Origin of the sequence: Brevibacillus sp. FSL K6-2834, from assembly GCF_038592925.1 — a bacterium.
GTDB lineage: Bacteria > Bacillota > Bacilli > Brevibacillales > Brevibacillaceae > Brevibacillus > Brevibacillus borstelensis.
Genome location: NZ_CP151945.1, coordinates 2032549 through 2051785 on the forward strand (window position 1 = coordinate 2032549; position 19237 = coordinate 2051785).

At 52.2% G+C, this 19237-nt stretch carries 17 protein-coding genes and 1 tRNA gene; 10 read left to right on the top strand and 8 right to left on the bottom strand.

All coding sequences use genetic code 11. The features are described 5' to 3' along the window. Nucleotides 1-145 precede the first annotated feature (145 nt). Nucleotides 146-1612, bottom strand: a complete 1467-nt coding sequence (locus NST96_RS09990; protein ID WP_003390831.1) for a potassium/proton antiporter — start codon at nucleotides 1610-1612, stop codon at nucleotides 146-148. A 387-nt stretch (nucleotides 1613-1999) separates the two neighbouring features. On the opposite strand from NST96_RS09990, the gene NST96_RS09995 reads away from it, so the two are divergent. The 4 genes from NST96_RS09995 to NST96_RS10010 all read left to right on the top strand — a co-directional run bounded on the left by NST96_RS09995 (nucleotide 2000) and on the right by NST96_RS10010 (nucleotide 6672). After that, nucleotides 2000-3610, top strand: coding sequence for an alkaline phosphatase family protein (locus tag NST96_RS09995; protein WP_051925463.1), 1611 nt, complete (start codon nucleotides 2000-2002; stop codon nucleotides 3608-3610). Between the two features lie 113 nt (nucleotides 3611-3723). Continuing rightward, on the top strand, nucleotides 3724-4887 hold the full coding sequence (gene murF / locus NST96_RS10000) for a UDP-N-acetylmuramoyl-tripeptide--D-alanyl-D-alanine ligase (protein ID WP_003390826.1): 1164 nt from the start codon (nucleotides 3724-3726) through the stop codon (nucleotides 4885-4887). A gap of 213 nt (nucleotides 4888-5100) precedes the next feature. After that, nucleotides 5101-6090: an NlpC/P60 family protein gene (locus NST96_RS10005; RefSeq protein WP_342406194.1), complete on the top strand. Its 990-nt coding sequence runs from the start codon at nucleotides 5101-5103 to the stop codon at nucleotides 6088-6090. A gap of 228 nt (nucleotides 6091-6318) precedes the next feature. After that, nucleotides 6319-6672 carry a hypothetical protein gene (locus NST96_RS10010; RefSeq protein WP_003390822.1) on the top strand — a complete coding sequence of 118 codons (354 nt, stop codon included), beginning with the start codon at nucleotides 6319-6321 and terminating at the stop codon, nucleotides 6670-6672. Between the two features lie 150 nt (nucleotides 6673-6822). Here the strand turns inward: NST96_RS10010 and NST96_RS10015 are convergent, their stop codons facing one another. The 5 genes from NST96_RS10015 to NST96_RS10035 all read right to left on the bottom strand — a co-directional run bounded on the left by NST96_RS10015 (nucleotide 6823) and on the right by NST96_RS10035 (nucleotide 10985). Next, entirely contained in the window at nucleotides 6823-7263 is a 441-nt protein-coding gene (locus tag NST96_RS10015; protein ID WP_003390819.1) for a GreA/GreB family elongation factor, read from the bottom strand. Nucleotides 7264-7550: 287 nt separating this feature from the next. Then, complete coding sequence (locus NST96_RS10020) at nucleotides 7551-8822, bottom strand: stalk domain-containing protein (RefSeq protein WP_342406197.1); 1272 nt, start codon at nucleotides 8820-8822, stop codon at nucleotides 7551-7553. 188 nt (nucleotides 8823-9010) lie between these two features. Next, a complete protein-coding gene (locus NST96_RS10025; RefSeq protein ID WP_342406199.1) occupies nucleotides 9011-9811 on the bottom strand; it encodes a FixH family protein in 801 nt (266 codons plus the stop codon). 274 nt (nucleotides 9812-10085) lie between these two features. Beyond that, a complete protein-coding gene (locus tag NST96_RS10030) occupies nucleotides 10086-10553 on the bottom strand; it encodes a thioredoxin family protein (protein WP_003390813.1) in 468 nt (155 codons plus the stop codon). Between the two features lie 3 nt (nucleotides 10554-10556). Continuing rightward, on the bottom strand, nucleotides 10557-10985 hold the full coding sequence (locus NST96_RS10035) for a disulfide oxidoreductase (protein WP_024985450.1): 429 nt from the start codon (nucleotides 10983-10985) through the stop codon (nucleotides 10557-10559). A gap of 228 nt (nucleotides 10986-11213) precedes the next feature. On the opposite strand from NST96_RS10035, the gene NST96_RS10040 reads away from it, so the two are divergent. Together NST96_RS10040 and NST96_RS10045 are read left to right on the top strand one after the other, a co-directional pair. Further along, on the top strand, nucleotides 11214-12272 hold the full coding sequence (locus tag NST96_RS10040) for a DUF4198 domain-containing protein (protein ID WP_003390809.1): 1059 nt from the start codon (nucleotides 11214-11216) through the stop codon (nucleotides 12270-12272). 121 nt (nucleotides 12273-12393) lie between these two features. Beyond that, a complete protein-coding gene (locus tag NST96_RS10045) occupies nucleotides 12394-14226 on the top strand; it encodes a copper resistance protein CopC (protein ID WP_342406204.1) in 1833 nt (610 codons plus the stop codon). On the opposite strand, the gene NST96_RS10050 is transcribed toward NST96_RS10045, so the two are convergent. Beyond that, nucleotides 14223-15011, bottom strand: coding sequence for a metallophosphoesterase family protein (locus NST96_RS10050; protein ID WP_003390805.1), 789 nt, complete (start codon nucleotides 15009-15011; stop codon nucleotides 14223-14225). The genes NST96_RS10045 and NST96_RS10050 overlap by 4 nt on opposite strands. Before the next feature lie 86 nt (nucleotides 15012-15097). On the opposite strand from NST96_RS10050, the gene NST96_RS10055 reads away from it, so the two are divergent. From NST96_RS10055 to NST96_RS10070, 4 genes are all read left to right on the top strand, one after another. Next, nucleotides 15098-15823, top strand: a complete 726-nt coding sequence (locus NST96_RS10055) for an NAD-dependent deacylase (protein WP_003390802.1) — start codon at nucleotides 15098-15100, stop codon at nucleotides 15821-15823. Nucleotides 15824-15924: 101 nt separating this feature from the next. After that, nucleotides 15925-15995: transfer RNA gene (locus NST96_RS10060), tRNA-Thr, on the top strand. Between the two features lie 1047 nt (nucleotides 15996-17042). Then, complete coding sequence (locus tag NST96_RS10065; RefSeq protein WP_024983694.1) at nucleotides 17043-17753, top strand: FadR/GntR family transcriptional regulator; 711 nt, start codon at nucleotides 17043-17045, stop codon at nucleotides 17751-17753. Further along, complete coding sequence (locus tag NST96_RS10070; RefSeq protein WP_003390795.1) at nucleotides 17750-18973, top strand: MFS transporter; 1224 nt, start codon at nucleotides 17750-17752, stop codon at nucleotides 18971-18973. The genes NST96_RS10065 and NST96_RS10070 overlap by 4 nt, the downstream gene beginning before the upstream one ends. Nucleotides 18974-19099: 126 nt before the next feature. Here NST96_RS10070 and NST96_RS10075 read toward each other — a convergent pair whose 3' ends face one another. Beyond that, entirely contained in the window at nucleotides 19100-19237 is a 138-nt protein-coding gene (locus NST96_RS10075; protein WP_161785207.1) for a hypothetical protein, read from the bottom strand.

Genomic DNA, 19237 nt, shown 5'->3' on the forward strand with positions numbered 1-19237 from the left:
TTACATGTTAAAGTATACAAACCGACGGTCGGTCTGTAAAGAGGGAAGTAAAAAAGATCTTCGGACAAAAGGCTTTCATACACCGCTTTCCGAAGATCTCGCGATTGAGTGTGGAGATGGAATTTGGACGGTTCCGCTGACCGTCCTACTGCTCACTTTCTTTGCCCGGCATCTGCTCCAGGAAGACCGATTTCACGCTCTCGCGCATTTTCTTTTCGCAGAGCACGTACAAAATGTCTCCTGCTTTAAGTGTAGTCGAGCCTTGCGGAGTGATCAACTTTGTTTGGCGGATGACGGCTGTGATCAAGGTGTTCTCCGGAAGTGTGAGAGACTGCAGGTCCTGTCCTTCGGCACGGGTACCGGCCTTTACCTCGATTTCCATCATTTCCGAGTTTGTCTTGCCGATCGAGACCAGCTCCAGGCTGTGCGGAATCACCGGCTTTTGTGCACTGGTGAGCCCCCATCTCTGAGCGAGCGGGGAGAGCGTCGCACCCTGAATCAGAGCCGATGTCAACACGACGAAGAAGACGACGTTAAAGAAGAGAATCCCATTGTCCAGTCCAGCGAGCAACGGGTACGTGGCCAGAACGATCGGAACGGCTCCACGCAAGCCCGCCCAGGAAATAAACATCTTTTCTTTTAGCGAATAGCGAGTGAGGGCGGTACTGATGAAAACGCCGATCGGTCTGGCAACAAACATGAGCAGTGCAGAGAGAGCAAGCCCCTGCCACGCGATCACCAGCAGATCGTCCGGGAAGCTGAGTAACCCCAGCAGAATAAACATCAGGATTTGCATCATCCAGGCGAAGCCTTCGTTAAAGCGGAAGATCGAATGGCGATAGGTCAAATCGGAATTGCCCACAACCATAGCCATGACGTACACCGCGAGCAGGCCGCTGCCGTGAAGCAGGGCAGTTCCGCTGTAAGTAAGCACGGCGAGGGATAAGGCGAGCACGGGATAAAGCCCTGACGAATCCAGATTGATCCGGTTGATCGCCCAGACCGAGATTTTTCCCAGGAGCAATCCCATCACGAGGCCAAAGCCCATTTGCCAGATCAGGGAAAGGATCATCGTAAAGAAGCTGGCTTCGGGCTCCTGGATCATTTGGATGAACGAGACGGTCAAAAAAACGGCCATCGGATCGTTTGTTCCCGACTCTGCCTCCAAAAGCGAGGTAATCCGCTCTTTGATGTTCTTGTTTCCAAGCACGGCAAATACGGCGGCGGCGTCCGTAGAACCGACGATAGCGCCAAACAGCAGCCCCTCGAGCCAGGAGAGCTGGAGAATGAATACGGCAAATACGCCAATAACCAGCGTGGTCAAGACAACTCCCAGCGTAGCCAGCGATAAAGACGGAGCAATCACGGGGCGCACTTTGCTCCACTTTGTCTGCATGCCGCCCTCAAAAAGAATGACGATCAGCGCCATTATGCCGAAGAGCTGGGTCAGGGCGGCGTTGTCAAAATAAATGATTTGATTGAGGAACATGCCGACGGCGATAAAGAATACGAGAGAGGGCAAGCCGATCCGGGAGGAAAACTTCGTGGTCAGAACACCGACAACCAAAAGGATGGCAAAGAGCAAAATAATGCTGTCTGTCGTAAATTCCAAAGAGCCACCTACTTTCTGAGAATCTGGAAGACTGTCTATGTAAAAGAGCTGGATTCGTCCTGGGAGGGGCTGGCCTGACGCCTGGCTTGGAGAGTTGCTTTTCGGCGGCAAAGTGGAAAAGCTAACCATCTTTTATTGTAACGCAAACAAGTATTGTTTGTAACAGTTTTCTCAAGCAATGAACATTTACACAGATTTTTGCGCCTCCGCGAACCGGACGGCGTGGCTTCCCCGGCACAAGTTGCGGCTCTGCTTAGCAGGGCTGTTTTGATTTAAAGGGACAGGCGTCGTGGGACAGATGGGATAATGTTGTTTCCGGCTGGGGAGTGTAAATGTTAACCATACACAAATACTGCCTGATCGAAACATCGCGGAGGGGAACACAACGTGCCGGTAAAACGAAAGTCTCTATTGCTAGCGCTCAGCTTCGTACTGATGCTCAGCGCGATAGCTGCATGCGCCAAGCCGCACATCCAACAAGAATTGCCTTTGTCTGGAGAAAATCGGTCTGCTGACAGCCGTCCCAAGGTGATCATGCTGCTCGTCGATTCGCTCCAATCGGCTGCGATAGACCGATTGATGCAAGCAAACAAGCTGCCGGCAATCGGCTTTTTGATCAAGAACGGGGTGTACAAGCGGGATGTAATCAGCTCATTCCCGACGATGTCCGTCACCATAGACAGTTCCATGTTGACCGGAACGTATCCGGATGAGCACAATATCCCTGGCTTGCTGTGGTTTCACCCTTCTGAGAGAAGGATCGTCAACTACGGTGACGGGCAAAGAGCGGTATGGCAGCAGGGGCCAGTTAATTTGCTGACAGACACCTTGATGAACTTAAACCAGGTTCATCTCTCAAAGCGCGTTCGCACTCTCCACGAGGAGCTGCACCAGGCCGGATTTACTTCCGCTTCCATTAACGGCTTGATTTATCGGGGGAATGTTCCCCATCAGCTTGTCTTCCCGAACGAATTGCTTCGCTTGGTGATGGGCAGCAGCCGGGTGAATGTGATGGGACCGAATCTGCTTGGATTTGGCGCCTTGTCAAAGGTGAGTCCGGCACCGTTGCCGACGGGGCCCGCCCATGCTTATGGATTTCATGACGAATACACGCTTCAAAGCCTTCTTCAGCTCATAAAAGAAGGAACACTTCCTGATGTGACTTTTGCCTACTTTCCGGATTTGGACGGAAAACTGCATAAAAAAGGCCCTGCGGATGTATCAGGGGTGCTGGAGGTGGACGAACGGCTGCAGCGGCTGCTGAACGCATTCGGCGATTGGGAACGTGCGCTCCGTGATCACGTATTTATTTTGCTGGGGGACAGCGGCGTTACCGCGACAGTGGCGGAGAAAAAAACGGCAGTTATCGATCTGGACGAGCTGATGCAGGCCCGAGGTTACCGCAACACACCGCTGGGGAGGACAGCCGCTCCTGACGATGATGTGGCAATTGCGGTGAACGGGCGGATGTGCTACGTCTACTCCTTGTCCCAGCGTGCCCCGCTTGCAGCGCTGGTGTCTCTGTTTGCAAGCGATCCGCGGATTGATTTGGTCGCGTGGAAGGAGCAAGGGTGGATTTATGTGAGGCGGGGAGGTTCGGAGCGGTGGCTTCGCTACAGGGAGGGGCAGGCGTACCGGGACGAATTCGGGAAGTTGTGGGATGTGGAGGGCGATTGGTCCGTGCTCGGTCTTGCGGTCCACGGAAAAGAGCGGAGAATCGGGTCGCCAGAATACCCGGATGCGTTTTCCAGACTGAAGGGTTCGCTCGATTCTCACCAGGGAGAATTTCTCGTAGCTACTGCAATGCCGGGAACGGAGCTTCATGTGAACCGGTCCCCGAATCATCCGGGCGGAGGCAATCACGGTTCTTTGCACCGCGAAGACTCTCTGGCCCCGATGATCGTGACGGGGAAGGGCAGGCTTCCCTCGTTGCCGGAGCGCCAAGTAGAAATAAAGTCATTTGTTCTCTCCTTGATCCAGATCCAGAGGAAATGGTAGAGAATAGCCGACTGCGGAACTGCTTGGCTGGTTAGAGGTCTATACGGGCTGTCCCGAACGCTCATAGGATAGTTACGCGGAAGTGGACCTGGAAACCAAAGGAGAGATGCCCATTGAGGCGTTTGGGTGGAAAAAGGGCAAAAGCCAAACAGCCTGTGCAGCTTCATCTGCCAGTCGTCGCGGTTACAGGGAGTGCTGGCAAAACCACGACCAAAGAGATGATCGCATCCATCCTGAGTACGCAATTTACGATCTACAAGTCTAGAGGGAACCGAAATTATTTGGGGAACTTGAAGGCTCATGCCCAGCAGATTGGACCCGAGCATCAGGTCGCAGTTCTCGAATACGGGTTGCTGTACAAAGGCGATCTCACCCGCCATTGCCGAATCATTCAGCCTGGGTACGCTGTGATTACGAACATCGGTTCTGCGCATGTCGGCAATGTCGGGAGCGATATACGCGCGCTGGCGATGGCAAAGTCCGAATTGATACGTGCGATGGATCCAAAGGGAAAAGTGTTTCTCAATGTGGACTGCTCGTATTCTCGCGAATTCACACAGCAGCCTTTTCGTGGAAGGTTCCAGGGGGAATTTTTCACCATCGGTATCAAGCACCAAGCGGATTATCAGGCGAGCGGCCTCAAGCGGGAGGGGGACGGCATCCGCTTTCATTGTTCGATCGATGGAGAGCGATTTCCGTTTTTTGTCCCGGTCAGAGGTGAGCATAATGTCTCCAATGCGCTGCTTGCCATCGCAGTCAGTCATCAACTGGGAGTTCCCGTCTCAGGGATCGAAAAAGGGTTGCGGCAATTCCAGCCGCAGAACCGAAGATTGACAACCATGAATGTCGGACCCAATGTCAATGTGATCGACGACACATACAGTTCCAATCCACAGGCGGTAAAAGCGGCATTGGATGTTTTGGAGGAGCTTGAAACCGGCACCAGGATCGCGATCCTTGGCAGTATGCTGGAAATGGGCAGGTACACAGTTCCAGGACATTCTTTTGTCGGGAAGTATGCTTGCAGAAAACAAGTAGATTATTTGTATGCTTTAGGCAAGCATGCCCGTTATATCGCTGCAGGTGCGATTCGGGCAGGTTTTCCGCCCGAGAGGGTAATCCTTTGCAGAAGCAAAAAACAGCTGCATCGAATGCTGCATGAGCACATTCGTCCGGATACTTCTTTTTTGGTGAAAGGCTCTCACCGCCTGCGAATGAACCGGACGGTCGATTTTTTGTGCAGAAAAGCCTCCGCGATTTCCGAGCAAAACGGATAAGAATAGCTGCGCGAACCACTCCCCCTCGAATGTTGCTCGAGGCTGGTTCGCTTTGTTTTGTGTTGCTATATATACAGGAAAAATAGGGCTATTGTCCTCGGACTATGTAATCAAATCCACTGTTGGAAAGATTTACAGCCTTATCGGCTGCGCCCTTTTTGCTTTAAACTGGTTGCGTACCCAATCTGTTGGGAAAACACAGCTAGGAGGAGAATGCGAGTGACGAAACGAGATTGGATACAGAAGTCTACGGTTGCCGTCATGCTTGGTACATCCCTACTGATGTTCGCAGAAAATGGACAAGCAGCCGAAGCGTCTGATGATTCGCAACTTTCCGGCAAAGCGGAGCAGGTAGCGGCCTTGGCCCAATCGCTTTTGGGAAAGGATTACAAATATGGAGCGGAAGGCCCGACTCAGTTCGGTTCTGCAGGTTTGGCCACGTACATATTTGGAAAAGTAGGCGTAACCATTGAGGACACCATCGCTGAATTGTATCGTTCCGGAAAAACAGTGAGCAAGGATCAGGTAAAAGCGGGCGACCTGCTGTTTTTCTCCAGCAAGGGGACCGGCAATCCCAATTTTATGGGGATCTATGTCGGGAATGACCGGTTCATCTATTCCTCGCAAGGCGAATACGAGGTCGTGGAAAAACGTCTGTCCGCCTATACAGGCAAACTGGTTGGGGTGCGTTCCTTTTTGACGGATGGGACAGGCACAAGTAATCCAGCCCCTGCGAAACCACCAGTGAACAATGATGCCGAGTCCAAAGGAGACAAGGTGATCGAGGCTGGAAAAAAATATTTGGGGACACCGTATCAATACGGCTCTACCCGCTCCAATAAAGATACGATGGACTGCTCAGAATTTACGATGTGGGCGTACCGGGATGGTCTGGGAATCGACATGGGACGAGGCGGTGCCCGTTCGCAAGCGAATTATGTGAAGCAGCACGGTCACTATACCTATGACATGAAACAGTTGAAGAAAGGGGATCTCGTCTTTTTCATGAGCTATCGCGGCTGGAAAGAGTCGGATTACAAAGGAGTCGATCCCCTCAAGCAAAGCATTACCCACGTAGGCATCTACATGGGAGATGACAAGCTGTTGCAAACGTTTTCCAAAGAATCGGGCGGTGTGAAAATAACCAACTTTTCTGATACCCACTGGGAATACCGCTTTATCATGGGCGGGCGTCCGTATTAATCGCACGTCGAGTAAGTCAGAGCAAGCATCAAATGAACATCCGAAATAGCCATCACCAGGGCGGTTGCAGTGCAACCGCTCTTTTTATTTCCCCTTAAAACAGAAAGCAAGGACATGAGCCAGACGGCAGTCGCGGAAAAATGGATGATTGACCAGCGGCATTCGCGCATGCCTTTCTGCCTTTTTCTGCATTTCTATATAGGGAAACTTGTAGGAGGTGTAACGATCATGAGTTTTCCGTTTCCCCCTGGCAGTGGTGGTTTTCCCCCCGGCAGCAGCAGTCAGCCGCCTGGAAGCAGCGCATTCCCTCCCGGAGGCTTCCCGCCCCCGCCATCTGTACCGCCGCCTAGCAGGATACCGAGCGCTCCTCGTTCCTTCGGGCAGCAGTTCCGCGTAGACCGCGGATCGTTCCGAGGATGCTTGTTCCGCTTTACGTTCGTCTGGCTGCGCAACGGCCGGTCGTTCTGGTTTTATCCCGTTTTCGTCAGCCGCACCACAGTTGCAGGCTATCGATGGAACGGCTTCACATGGCAATACTTCGGCTTAGCTTTAAATCGGATTGTATCCTTTACTTGCTTTTAAAATGAGAACATGAGAGCCGCTGCGAAAGCGGCTCTTTTTTTAGGGGAAAACCATAAACCGCGGTCCTTCCCTGTCGGGTGGCCGCGGTTCTGTCGTGTATTGTGAAGGCAATCGCACAGTACGGAAAAGGGATTGCTGTTATTTTCAACGTTACCAGTCGACAAAACGAATCGAGCGGACAATGACCTCCTGCGTCCCCATGGGCATTTCCAGACGAACCGGCTCATTGACAGGATTCATCAGCAGTTGTCGACCTATAGGCGATAGGAACGAGATTCGTCCCAGATCGGGGTCAGTATGTTCCGGAAAGCAGATCGTCAGGGACTCTTCCAACCCGTCATCCACGTATTGCAAAGCAACTTGCGATCCGATCACCACTTTGGGCAATAGGGAAGTCTCTTGATCTTTCGTTTCCTTCAGCAGTGTTTCCACAGTAGAAACATATTGGTCCAGCCACTGATTGGCTTTTTGGCGTTCGTTGTGTTTACCGGCAAAATGAAGATCTAAAAAAGGAATGCGTTGTTCGTCAAAGAAAACCAACTGCTCCACCAAACGGCGGTGCATGGAATTAGGCAGGGTACTACGGTTCATCGTATTCATCTCCTGTTCGTATTGGAATGAACCAACGGTCAGCAAAGTCTGCGAGTCGCCACGGTGTTCGCCTCATTTTCATGCATAATCCCCCCATATAATAAAAGGTGGCCCCTTGCTCCATATGCAGGGGACCATACTTTCATTTTACCTAAATCCTAGAAAAAAACAACATCGTTTCCAGTTGGCACAGGCGCCTTGAAAAAGCAGACACAACAAAATATCCCCCGGTGTCCTTGGCGGATACGGGGGATTCCAATGAGTCTATGGAGCTCGCGTTGCTATCGTCATGAGGATGATTGAAGAAAGGCTGGAGCAGCTTCTTTCATTTCGATGGATTGGGCCAAGCGAGCCTTTTCGGCCTCGGTGATGAGTCCGAGGCGCCATAGAGCGATGCCCTTCAATCCATGGCGTTTGGCCAGACCGACCTTGCTGTCAATTGACTGCTCGTCTTCGCTGGCTGCTGAAATTCCGAGCAGCAGCTTTTCCTTTGGCACGTGTGCCAGTGCCATCGTGATTGCTTCATTTACTTTACCCATCGGCTCGGGACGCTTTTCGTCCTCGTACGCGTAGGCCATCAATACGAGCTCATCGGCCACCTTGCCAAGAGAGGCGTAGTCATACCCCTGATAGGAGCTGTTGAGGGGATGAAGCACGAGCGAAAGCAAAATGCCTGACTCATGCAAAGGTTTCGCCAACAACTGAACGAACTCGGTAAATTGCTGGCGGGCCAATGCGATATCGCCGCTCAGTCCAAGACCTTCGAAGTCTAGTGACACACCGGCAAACCCTTTTTCCTTGGCAAGCGAGACAATTTCAGCTATCGCACGCTCACGCAGACCGGGTTCAGACAGCAGGCGCGTCAGCTCTCCGGTGCCGTCTGTGGCAAACACCATGAGAGAGGGAGCCGTCCCTTGTTCTTTGGTGGCTTCGATGATCTTCTCGGGAGTGATGTCATTTGCCGGCTTCGGCCAATAAAAATCCTTCCCCTCAAGGGTAAGCTGAGCATTGCCGTCGATCCGGGCCCAACCAAACGCGACTGCATCAAACGCCGGGATATACTGCCGCTGCGAATAAGATGAAATCGCGTAAAACGCCGTGGTATGCAGCTTCTGGCGCGGTGAAGCAATCGAAACGGTCCGTGTGGCAGGCTCCCAGTTTACCTGGGCACCGAATTGCGTGCTGAAAAACTGCAGGGGGATCAAGGTGTGCCCGTTTTGCTCAAAGGGGGCGACGGGGAGCTGCGTGGCCACGCCGTTCACCATAACCTGCGGATTATCCAGCTGCATTTGTATGTGCTTCCCGTCCTTGTCCGCCGTAATCGTTCGCGTTTTGCCGTCCCACTGTACGTCAATTCCCAACGCTTGCGCGATTACACGGAAAGGAACCATGGTTCTGCCCTCAACAAGTCTGGGTTCAGCGGCAAAGGTCAGCGGATACCCATCCAGCAATATCGTGGGGGCGGACGGAGCTGTCGCGGCTTCGGCAGAAGGTACCAGTCCGTTCAACATGCCAAAACAGGCGAGTGCAAGCAAAAATGATCGTTTGTTCTTTTTCATCGTATCCTCTCCCAACTTCTCTCTACTCGATTCTTATATCAGTCCATGGACATTTCTGCAAGATGAAAGTTTCTGTGGATATGTAAAAATATTAAGAAAACCGGAAAAGCGGCCGGGCTGCCCAAGCCGTAAAAAACCCCGCTCATACTAGTGGGCGGGGCTTGTCGCAAACATTCGAATGGCAAGGCTTATTGTACGGTTACCGAGAATTCCTTATGGTCATGGATCTCTCCCTTTTCCACATGCACCTTGACGGTGTACGTACCCGAAGCAGGGAAAGTGGCGTTTGCCGTCGTGTATTCGCCAGGCTGTTTTTCGCTGGCATCCACATACTGGTGCTTCTCTTCGCCTTCGCGCCAGATTTCAAATTTGACCGCAGCTTCCGTCAAAGCCTGGTTGTCCTTTTGCACATGAACCGTCAAGGAAGCAGCTTCATTTGCTTTGATTGACTCAGCCGGCTGAAAGTGCATATTGACAACGGCACCGTGATGGTGTTCCTCTGACCCGTGAGAGCTGCCGTGTTCATGCGCAGCCGAATGTTCCGGCTGGGAAGCCTGATCGTGCTCGTGCGCTGCATGAGAGCCGTCAGCTTGATCAGCGGCGCCTTTTACCGTAAAGGTCTGTGTTTGCATATTGTGAAAATCGCGGGCTGTCACGTGGTACATCACGTTGTATGCTCCTGGCTCGGCAAACGTTTTTTGGGCGGTGTAAACTCCTTCTTTTTGGAGTGTCGCCGGGATGGTTTCGTGCTGTTCCTGTTCATCCTTCCAGATTTCGAATTCCGTTTCCCTGGCATCGTCGACAGGAGCACCGTCTTGGGTCACTTTTATCGAGAAGGTTACCGCTTCATTGGCTACGACCTCCTGCGGCTCAATCGTCAAGGCTACCTCAATAGGAGACCCAGAGGGGAGGGCATTCTCTTCTTTGCTGCAGCCCGCGCCCACGATCAGGGCGAGCGAGGCAATCACTGTCCATATATGTCGTTTCACTTGTACATCCTCACTTTCTGTCATCACAATTACGAGAAACCCCTGCTTTTGTCAAATTGCATCAAAAAGCGGACGGTTTCTTTTCGCTGGGGCAAGTATCCTGCCCGGCGGTGTGAAAAGTCTTTTCCTGCTCCCACAACATTATAGGCAAAAAGGGGGAGAAAAAGATGACTCAAACGGGCTATTTCCCTGTTGATTTACAAGAGTGTTCACATAAACGCCACCTTTTTTATGCGAGAACAGGAAAGCCTCCCGTAAATTGGGAGGCTGCAAGTCATTTTTTCTGTTCCTGAAACCATTGTTTCAATTCATCGGCTGTCTGTTCGCCGACCAGACGAGATACTTCTTTTCCATCTTTGTAGTGGACGAGAGTAGGGGTGTACTCAATGGCAAACGCATCCCAGCTGGATGCAAATTCGAGCAGGTTGTGCTTCTTGACATCCACTTTCAGCTCATCGGCAACCGGAACCAGGACGGGTGTCGTTCGCTGGCAGTGTTCGCAAGTCGGACTGTAGTAGTAAATGAACAGCTCTTCTTTCCCTTCCAGCTTTGCTTTCAATTCGTCAGGGAGAATTTGATTTCCATAATTGGGGTCATCCAATTGAGCGATCGTAGCCGGATTCAGATTTGTTTTGCCGAAAGGATTTCCTTCTGCAGCTTGCTTGTTGGCCATATCCGAATACACGACGGCTCCGATCAGAAATACAGCAGCGATGACGGATAGGATAATGATCTTTTTCATGCTTTACTTCTCCTTCCCATTGGTACGAATGAAAATAAGCAGTACGGTAATCAAAAGAAAAGCGATGAGCGCCAGGAACGGAATGGTGATAAAGCCTAGCCAGTTGATGTAGTCCGTGTTGCACGGGATGATTCCGCACGCGTTGCCGAGCTCATGCAGAGCGGGGACCTTCTGTACCAGATAGTGATAGAGTGAAATGGCTCCCCCGATAATAGACAGAGGCAGGGCATATCGCGCAATTCCGTAATCTTTTTTTGCGGAAGCGATCCCGAGCAAAAGGACCAGCGGATACATAAAAATTCGTTGGTACCAGCACAGTTCGCACGGAATGTACTTCAGCACTTCCGAGAAGAACAAGCTGCCCCCGGTTGCGACCAGGGAAACCACCCAGGCTGCAAAGAGCGCTTGCTCCACTATACTCTCTCGTCTCATATCAACACCTCGCCCATTATCTTACCATAATTACATAAAGGAAGTAACTTATGTTAAGTAACAACTTGTGAACGCTGTTTGAACTTGCCTGTTTTCACCCACGTTCACATATCGTTCAACCCTGGCCCCTCAAAGATAGCCCTGTTGAGTCATACTCAATCCAGCGGACGAGCCATATACTGAGACTGGATATCAAAGGAAAAACAATCGATCGGGAGGAACTCAACCATGAAAAAACGAATGACGCTTATTCCTGCTCTCGCTTTGGCGTGCCTGCTCGCTGTACCGGCATCGGCACATGACGGCTGGTCGCAAACCAATACACCGATTGTCTCGGCTGGCGAGGTTTCGTACGTAGAGTTGCTGTTCGGAAACCACTCCAACCATCATGGCAGCTATCGCATCGAGGGCAAGTGGAGTACCGATTCTACCAAAGTATACGTTACCTCTCCGAATGGAAGCAAAGCAGATATTACCACGACTCTCTTTTATACGGGAGAAGAGAAAGAAGTGACAGAGCCGGGGAAAAACAACTATTACGTAGCTTCTTTTTCCGCTTCCACCCCGGGTGCATACATCGTGTCCGTGGAAGGAGACAGTCTCTTTCAAAATGCCGAGGTCTCCAGCCGGACATTGCGCAGTGCTAAATCCTTCGTCGCCGTCAGCGATATCCCTTCTTTGGAAAGAGTAAAAGAGCTGAAGGGCTTCAGCCGTCCGGTCAGCCTGGATCGGGCGGAGCTGGTGCCGCAGTTCAACCCGGCAGCGGTTACACCTGATCAGAAGGTGTCTGTTCAACTGCTGCTAAAAGGGAAGCCGCTTGCAAACTCGGAAATTACCCTGATCCGCCGCAGCACCAGTGATGCGGCCATCTACAAGACAGATGCAAATGGCACGATTGCCTTTACGACTGGCCCGGCTGACTATTATCTGCTCCGGGCGAAACCGGCTACCGATGAAAAAGTGGCAGGTCAATACGATACAACCAATTACGAGGCAACCATGACCTTTTCCGTCCAGAACGGGAAGTTTTCCCTCCCGGCGCAAAAGGCGAAGGGTGCGCAGCCGCTCGTCTATATCAACGGCAAGCTGACTGACGTGTCCGGGCTGACATCGGCTGACGGGAAGACGACTGTACCAGCTACATTCGTGAAAACGGCTTTGAATCCTGCTTATCAGGGAACCGGCCAGGTGGATTTGCGGAAAGCCGCAATGGAAGCAGGAGCGACAGTCGAAGTATTGGCACCGATCGGCACTTTGCCGGAAGCGATTGTCATCACGAAGAAATAAGCAGCGATAGCCAATCGGAAAAAGCCGTCGAAAGTTTTTCGGCGGCTTTCTAGTCGTCTTCTCTGCCGGAAGCTATTTCTCGGCGGCGAAAGGGCTTGGCAAATGGAAAGGGGAACAACGTATGAAAAGATGGCTCCTTTACTTCTGTCTGTGTGTATGCATGGTGTGCAGTGTTCCGTCATTTGTGTACGCTCATGCCAATGTGGATCAATCCTCGCCACAGCAGGAGTCAGAGCTGCAAACCTCGCCGAAGGAGATACGGATATCCTTCACGGAGGAAATCAATGCAAATGTGAGCTCGCTCGTTTTGAAAACAGAGCAGGGAGAGGTCGTACCGGGTACGTTTCGGGCAGAGGGAAAAAAGACGCTCGTGATGCCGGTCTCTTCCTTGAAAAACGGTATATACCGTGTGGAATGGCAAGTGTTGTCGGTAGATACTCATGTTACGGAAGGCTCGTTCCGATTCGCTGTAGGAGTACCGCTGCCCAAACATCGTCCGGCTGATACGGTCTCCCTGGACGGGGACGAGACGACTGAAGCTGCTGTTCCGCCGCCCACTGCTCTTCCGGCGCAGGAACAGGAAGCTTTGAATCAGTCAAAAAACGGACCGGCTAAACAAAACGAGAGCGCTTCGGCAGCGACGGAAAAAACAAAAGGCTCAAAAAGTGAAGAGAAGGCCGCTCCTTACGCCGATCCAAAGGCTGCCAGCCCGCAACAAGAAGTGAAAAAAGCTCCCGTTGACAGCCAAGATGCCAGGCAATCGCAAAATACAGGATCTTCACAGCTTGCAGCCCCGGGTACAGCAGGGCAGTCCTCTTCAGCGGAAGCGGATAAAAACTCCGTAAAAGCGGAACAGACATCTCCCGCCGACGAAGCCGGTCAAGCCCCATCGGTGTCCATTTCGGGGGTTCAGGCAAATAACGGACAGCAGCCTTCCGTAACCGTTGGAAAAGGAAATGGCTCCTCGGATGCCCAGGTTACAAAAGGGGAAAGCGGCGTAGAAATTGTCGCCGACAAGTTTGCCTCCCCGGAAGACCATAACCACGAGGCTCATGAGGTATGGAACAGATGGCTGCGGATGGCAGATGTGCTTGTTGCGGGAGGCTTAGGCATTTTGGTGTTTCTCTCCAGGTGGGAAGGGTTTGTCCGGGCCATCGACACCAAGTGGCTCCACAGCAGAAAGGTCAAGCTGATCATCTGGCTGGCCATGCTCTTTTTTGCGGTGAGCGGTGCCGTAAGAATCTGCCTTTTGGCTGACATGCTTCGCTTGCCGGGAGGCTTTGGGGAAAACATGCTGACGCTGCTTCGTGAAACGATGACAGGCACGATCGGATGGATTCGGCCCCTGCTCTGCTTCCTGCTTCTTCTGGCAGTGCGCTATACGGCTCATTTCCGGTGGGGAAGTACGATAGCAGTCATCGCCCTGTTTTGCACGTTCCCATTGACGGGTCACGCCATGGCAGGACAGGAGAGATTTGCTTCGATGACCTCTGACGTTCTCCATATGGCGGCGGCAGTCATCTGGATGGGGGGCTTGTCTGGATTGACGGTATTGTCATTCCGGCTCGCCATGAATCCCGATGGGCTGATTGCCATGCACAAATTGATGAGCCAATTCGCCCAGTTGGCACTGTATTCGGTCGCAGTCATTTCCGGGACAGGCATTGTCCTCGGGCTGCTCCGCTTCTCACAGCTCCAGCAGCTGGCGACCACTTCGTACGGGCTCATCCTGACCGCCAAGATCGGCGCGTTTTTGCTGGCGCTACTCATCGCCGCATTCCATCGCGGACGGGTAATGCCCAGACTGACCGTGCTTTCCGGATTGCAGGAAAAAGACGCTCTCCGCTTGGCGAAGAAGCTGTCCTGGACGCTGCGCCTTGAGCTCATCATTGTCTTGGCGGCCTTGATATTGGCGGGTCTGCTCTCGGCAACTCCCCCGCCGATCATTCGTTAAGTGAGGCGTACCCGGGGAGCCGATTGCAGACCTCTGAGCGGAACATAAACATACCGGAGGGAAGGCCAGTTGACGAGGAGAATGCCGCCTTGCGGGGACGCCGCTCCGCCGTCGATGCCGATCAGGTTCCCGTGGTGCCAAGGGCCCTGTCCGGTATACCCGGGAAGCCTGGGGACGGGCGTGTGACCGAAGATAACCATTTCTTCTCCCCTGTAATGATCGTAGAACGGCTCTCGAATCCAGAGGAGGTCCTCGGGACGTTGTTTGGAAAGGGGGATGCCCGGCCGAATGCCTGCGTGCACGAGCAGCGGCGGCTGCCCTCCGGTGGATTCATTGGCAGGCAGCATTTGGTAGAGAGGCAGCGATTCGAGAGTGGGGAGCAAGTACGTGTAACGGGCAAGAATATCTTCGCGCGCTGCGTTTTGCGTTTCGACGGGGGGGACTTCGCCAAGAAAGGCGCGGCGCAATGCCTGTCGCCCCAAAAACGAGCGCACGGTGGCATCTCCGCCATTCATCAGCAAATACAAAGTGGGATCCATATTCCCCTTCAGCCAGTCCTCGAACATCTGCTCATGATTTCCCTTGAGCAAGAAAATCTGCTCCGGATAAGCATTCTTCAGACTGAGCAAATACTCCAGTACCTCTTTTGATTGGGGGCCGCGGTCGACCATGTCTCCGATTACGTAGAGGCTGTCTTGGCGTTCCGGGGAAAAGGAAACCCGCTGCAAGGCTTCGCGAAGCGCTTGATACTGACCGTGGATGTCTGAGACGAGATAGATGTTCATCTTGACTGCTCCTCCCCGTGTACTTTGTCGTTGACTTCCTATAAAATATGAACAATTGTATGCATTCGTGAGAGGAGGGGAAGGCTTTGGACGAATTGAACAAGCTGCTCAAGGATGCCCGCCACGCCATCGTTTTCACGGGAGCCGGGATGTCAACGGAAAGCGGACTGCCTGATTTCCGTTCTGCACGGACGGGATGGTGGCAGGGAAAAGACCCGGCAAGACTCGCCAGCACAGATGCTCTTCGCAACAATCGGGAGGAATTTGTCTCCTTTTACCGGATGAGAGTGGAAGGGCTTCTGTCGTGTAAGCCTCACCAGGGGCATGTGATTTTGGCCGAATGGGAACGGCGGGGACAGATCAAGGGGATCATTACGCAAAATGTGGACGGCTTTCATCAGCGTGCCGGCAGCCGGCGTGTTGCGGAGCTCCACGGGACACTAGCCACGCTTACCTGCATGCGCTGTACAAACAAATACGAGTCTGCCCGCTATTTGGATCAGGGGGGGACTGCGTGCGAGTGCGGCGGGTTTTTGCGTCCTTCTGTCGTGCTGTTTGGAGAATCGCTTCCGGAAGCCGCCTTTGCACAAGCGGTGGAATGGACAGAGCGGGCAGACCTGTTCCTTGTACTGGGCTCATCGCTTGCCGTAAGTCCGGCCAACTGGTTTCCAGAGCAGGCGAAAGCAAGAGGGGCGAAGCTGGTCATTATCAATCGGGATGCTACCCATCTCGACGGTATTGCCGATCTGTTGATACAAGATGCGCCGATTGGCGACGTTTTGCGGAAGGCTGAAATCGAGTGGAAACATTAAAATTTCCTCTTGATTTTTAGCCTTCTTTTTACTAGAATAATTTTTGTAAAACGGCTGGGTATTATTTTACCAGGCAGAAAAAGAGAAACTGTCTTGAACCTGCCCCTATAGTTAAACGGTATAACAGATCACTCGTAATGATCAGTTCGTGGTTCGATTCCGCGTGGGGGCATCATTTTTCATCAAATGCTCGCCATATCGACGTTTTTATCCGATACATAATCGCCTCTTTCATTGTCTTTTACGGGCAAATGGAAGGGGCTTTTTCTATTTCGTTTGCAGGGAAACGCAAATAGTGTTAATTTGGCCTCTGATCGAAGGGTTGATCGGCATGTAAAAAAATGCCACAACAGGACAAACGAAAATGAGTTGCTACTGGCATGGAAAATTTTGTCCAATCATAGTGCGATCGTTTGTGAATTGGTCCGCAACGGAAAAGAGGAGTCTCATTTTGTAGGTATTGCAAAGTAAACGGAATATACAGAGCATTGGTGTAAGAAGCTATTCATGAATGAAACAGAGAGCAAAAGTAATACAAAAGTCCCGTCAAAATTATCATGCCTATAGCTCGATATCGCAGCTTTTTTCATATATTCGATGCCCCGGCACTCTCCGATACAGAAATGAAACAAATAAGGAGCGTGTTTGCCCGTGATTCGTCCTTCCTTCTATTTTAAAGTACCGTGGAGAAAGGCCGCTGCTTTTCGGCGCGAGCTGGCCAAGATACCCGATTCCATCCCGCACATCGTCACGTCTTTTCCGAGCGGCGAAATTGCATTTATGTTCCCGGACCTCCCTGTACATCAATATATCCGCGTAGTACGTATTTTTGGGGAGAACGGAATCCCTTTGGTGATATCAGAAAACGAGTGCATGATATAACCGCGAATTGGTTTGTAGCAGGAGCTAAAAGGAATAGGTATAGGCCCCCGGACGAATGCATGGACGGGGGATTTTTTGTGGAACAGAAAAAAAGCCTGACCAATCATTGGTCAGGTGAAAAATGAAAAAGCGTCTACTACCTTTATCGTCAGAAGGGTAGGTCTTTTTTACTGTTTTCCTGTAACTTTTGTAAAAAATTTTAAAAAAGCCCATCTTTAATAACGGGAGCAAGGGTCTATAATCCTATTTTCAAAAGAGTTGATGGGTTGACACACCATTCGCCTATGTTATAATCAAAAACATCCAATCATCCTACGTTTGGTGGTGAGTGAGAATTATGAAATTAAAACAGGCAGGGAGAATGACACTGGTGGAGCAGGTTGTAGCACAGATCTATTCCCTGATCCAGTCAGGGGACTGGCCGGTTGGCACGCGAATTCCGCCAGAGCCGGAGCTGGTCAATCAGTTGGGGGTCAGCCGCAACACGGTACGGGAAGCCGTCAGGGCCTTGGTGCATACAGGTATGCTGGAAACAAGACAGGGAGACGGCACCTATGTTTGCTCTTCCAGTGAACTGGGTGCTGCTCTGCAGCGTCGTTTTCAGCGCTCTGCCTTGACAGAAACGCTGGAGGTGCGTTCTGCACTGGAGCAGGATGCCGCCCGCCTTGCTGCGCTCAGGAGAACGCCGGAAGACGTGGAAGCCATGAAGACCTGGTTGACAGCAAGCGAGGTAGCCGATAACGCCCAGACCTATATTGAAGCAGACGTGCAGCTTCACATGTCTATCGTAAAAGCAGCGCACAACAGCATCCTGTTGGAGCTTTATGAGCACATGACTGAGTCGATCCAGCAGTCCATTGGAGAGACGGTAGACAAAGTGGTTTTCTCGGCTGCGTCCAAGCGACTCGCCCTGCATAAAAAAATCCACAGAGAGCTGATAGATGCGATTGTCGCGGGCAGACCGGAAGAGGCAATACTCGCTGTCCGGGCTCATATTGAAGCAGCGCAGCAGGCTTTCGAGGATCAAGAACGGGGAGATGCAAAATGAATACAGATCAAGCTTTATCCCGTGAAGGAGCACGGGCCGGCATATGGCTGCTCGCCTTCGGGATTATACTTGTTGCCACCAATCTGCGGGCACCGATAACGGCTGTCGGTCCTATCATTGGGGAGATACGCGATCATACCGGCATTAGCAATACAGTCGCCGGTCTGCTGACCACCCTGCCGCTGCTCGCGTTTGCCCTGCTTTCACCGCTCGCCCCGAAAATATCGCGGCGGTTCGGGATGGAACAGACGATTATGTACAGCCTGCTTGTCCTGCTGACAGGAATCGTTCTCCGCTCCCTCCACTCGGTCTGGCTGCTTTTTATCGGGACCGCCTTGCTCGGCTTGGCTATCGCTCTCGGCAATGTGCTGATCCCAAGCTTGATCAAGCGGGATTTTCCGCAAAAGGTAGGAGTGATGACCGGTGCTTACTCCATGGCGATGAATTTGTTCGCTGCCATCGCTTCGGGGGTGAGCATCCCGATTGCTCACGGTCTTTCGTTCGGGTGGCAAGGCTCGCTCATCTGCTGGGCCATTTTGGCTTTTATCGCATTGGCCGTATGGGTGCCACAGCTGCGCAAAAACGCACAAACGGCAGTTTCGGTTAGAGCGGGTTCGACTGCAGGGGCAATTTGGAAATCTCCGCTTGCGTGGAAAGTGACACTGTTTATGGGGCTGCAGTCCTTGGTGTTTTATGTGGGGATAGCATGGATTCCGCAGATTCTTCAGGATCAAGGTGTAAGTCCTTCTGCTGCGGGGTGGATGCTGTTCCTGATGCAATTCGCCAGTCTGCCTGGCAGCTTCCTGATGCCAGTGCTTGCAGGGAGAGTATCCAATCAGCGTCTGCTCGTGGCCATAACGACAGGATGCATGTTCATAGGGTACGCGGGTTTGCTGGCTGGAAATACGGTGCTCATGCCGCTCTGGATTATTCTGATCGGTATCGCTGGCGGCTGCAGCTTCAGCTTGGCAGTCATGTTTTTCTCGCTGCGTACACGCAGTGCGGCCGAAGCGGCTGAGCTGTCCGGGATGGCCCAATCGGTCGGGTACCTGCTGGCTGCGCTCGGCCCGACTCTTTTTGGCTTTATCCATGACGTGACACAAGGCTGGACGATGCCGCTCTTCCTGCTGCTCATCGTAGCCTTCTTGCTATTCCTGGTCGGCTTGGGGGCTGGCAAGAATGTGTATCTCACCTCCGCCGAAAAAAGCGCGGCTTCCTGACCGCAGCAAGAGAAGCGAATGCAAGTAGCAAAGCTGCGCCAATATCAAGAAACAGGAAAGCATGGTCCGCATGCCGTCTGCAAGGACTTCGGTCCGAAGCAGTCTCGTATGTGACCATGCTTTCTGTCATTTGACGGACTTTTCTTCGTTGTCTGCTTGTGTGTCTTGATTGCCCGGGAACACCTCGTTTTCCCATTTGGTCATGAAATAACCGGACAAAAGAAATGAGCCGATGATGCCCGCGGCGATGAGTACACCAGTCAT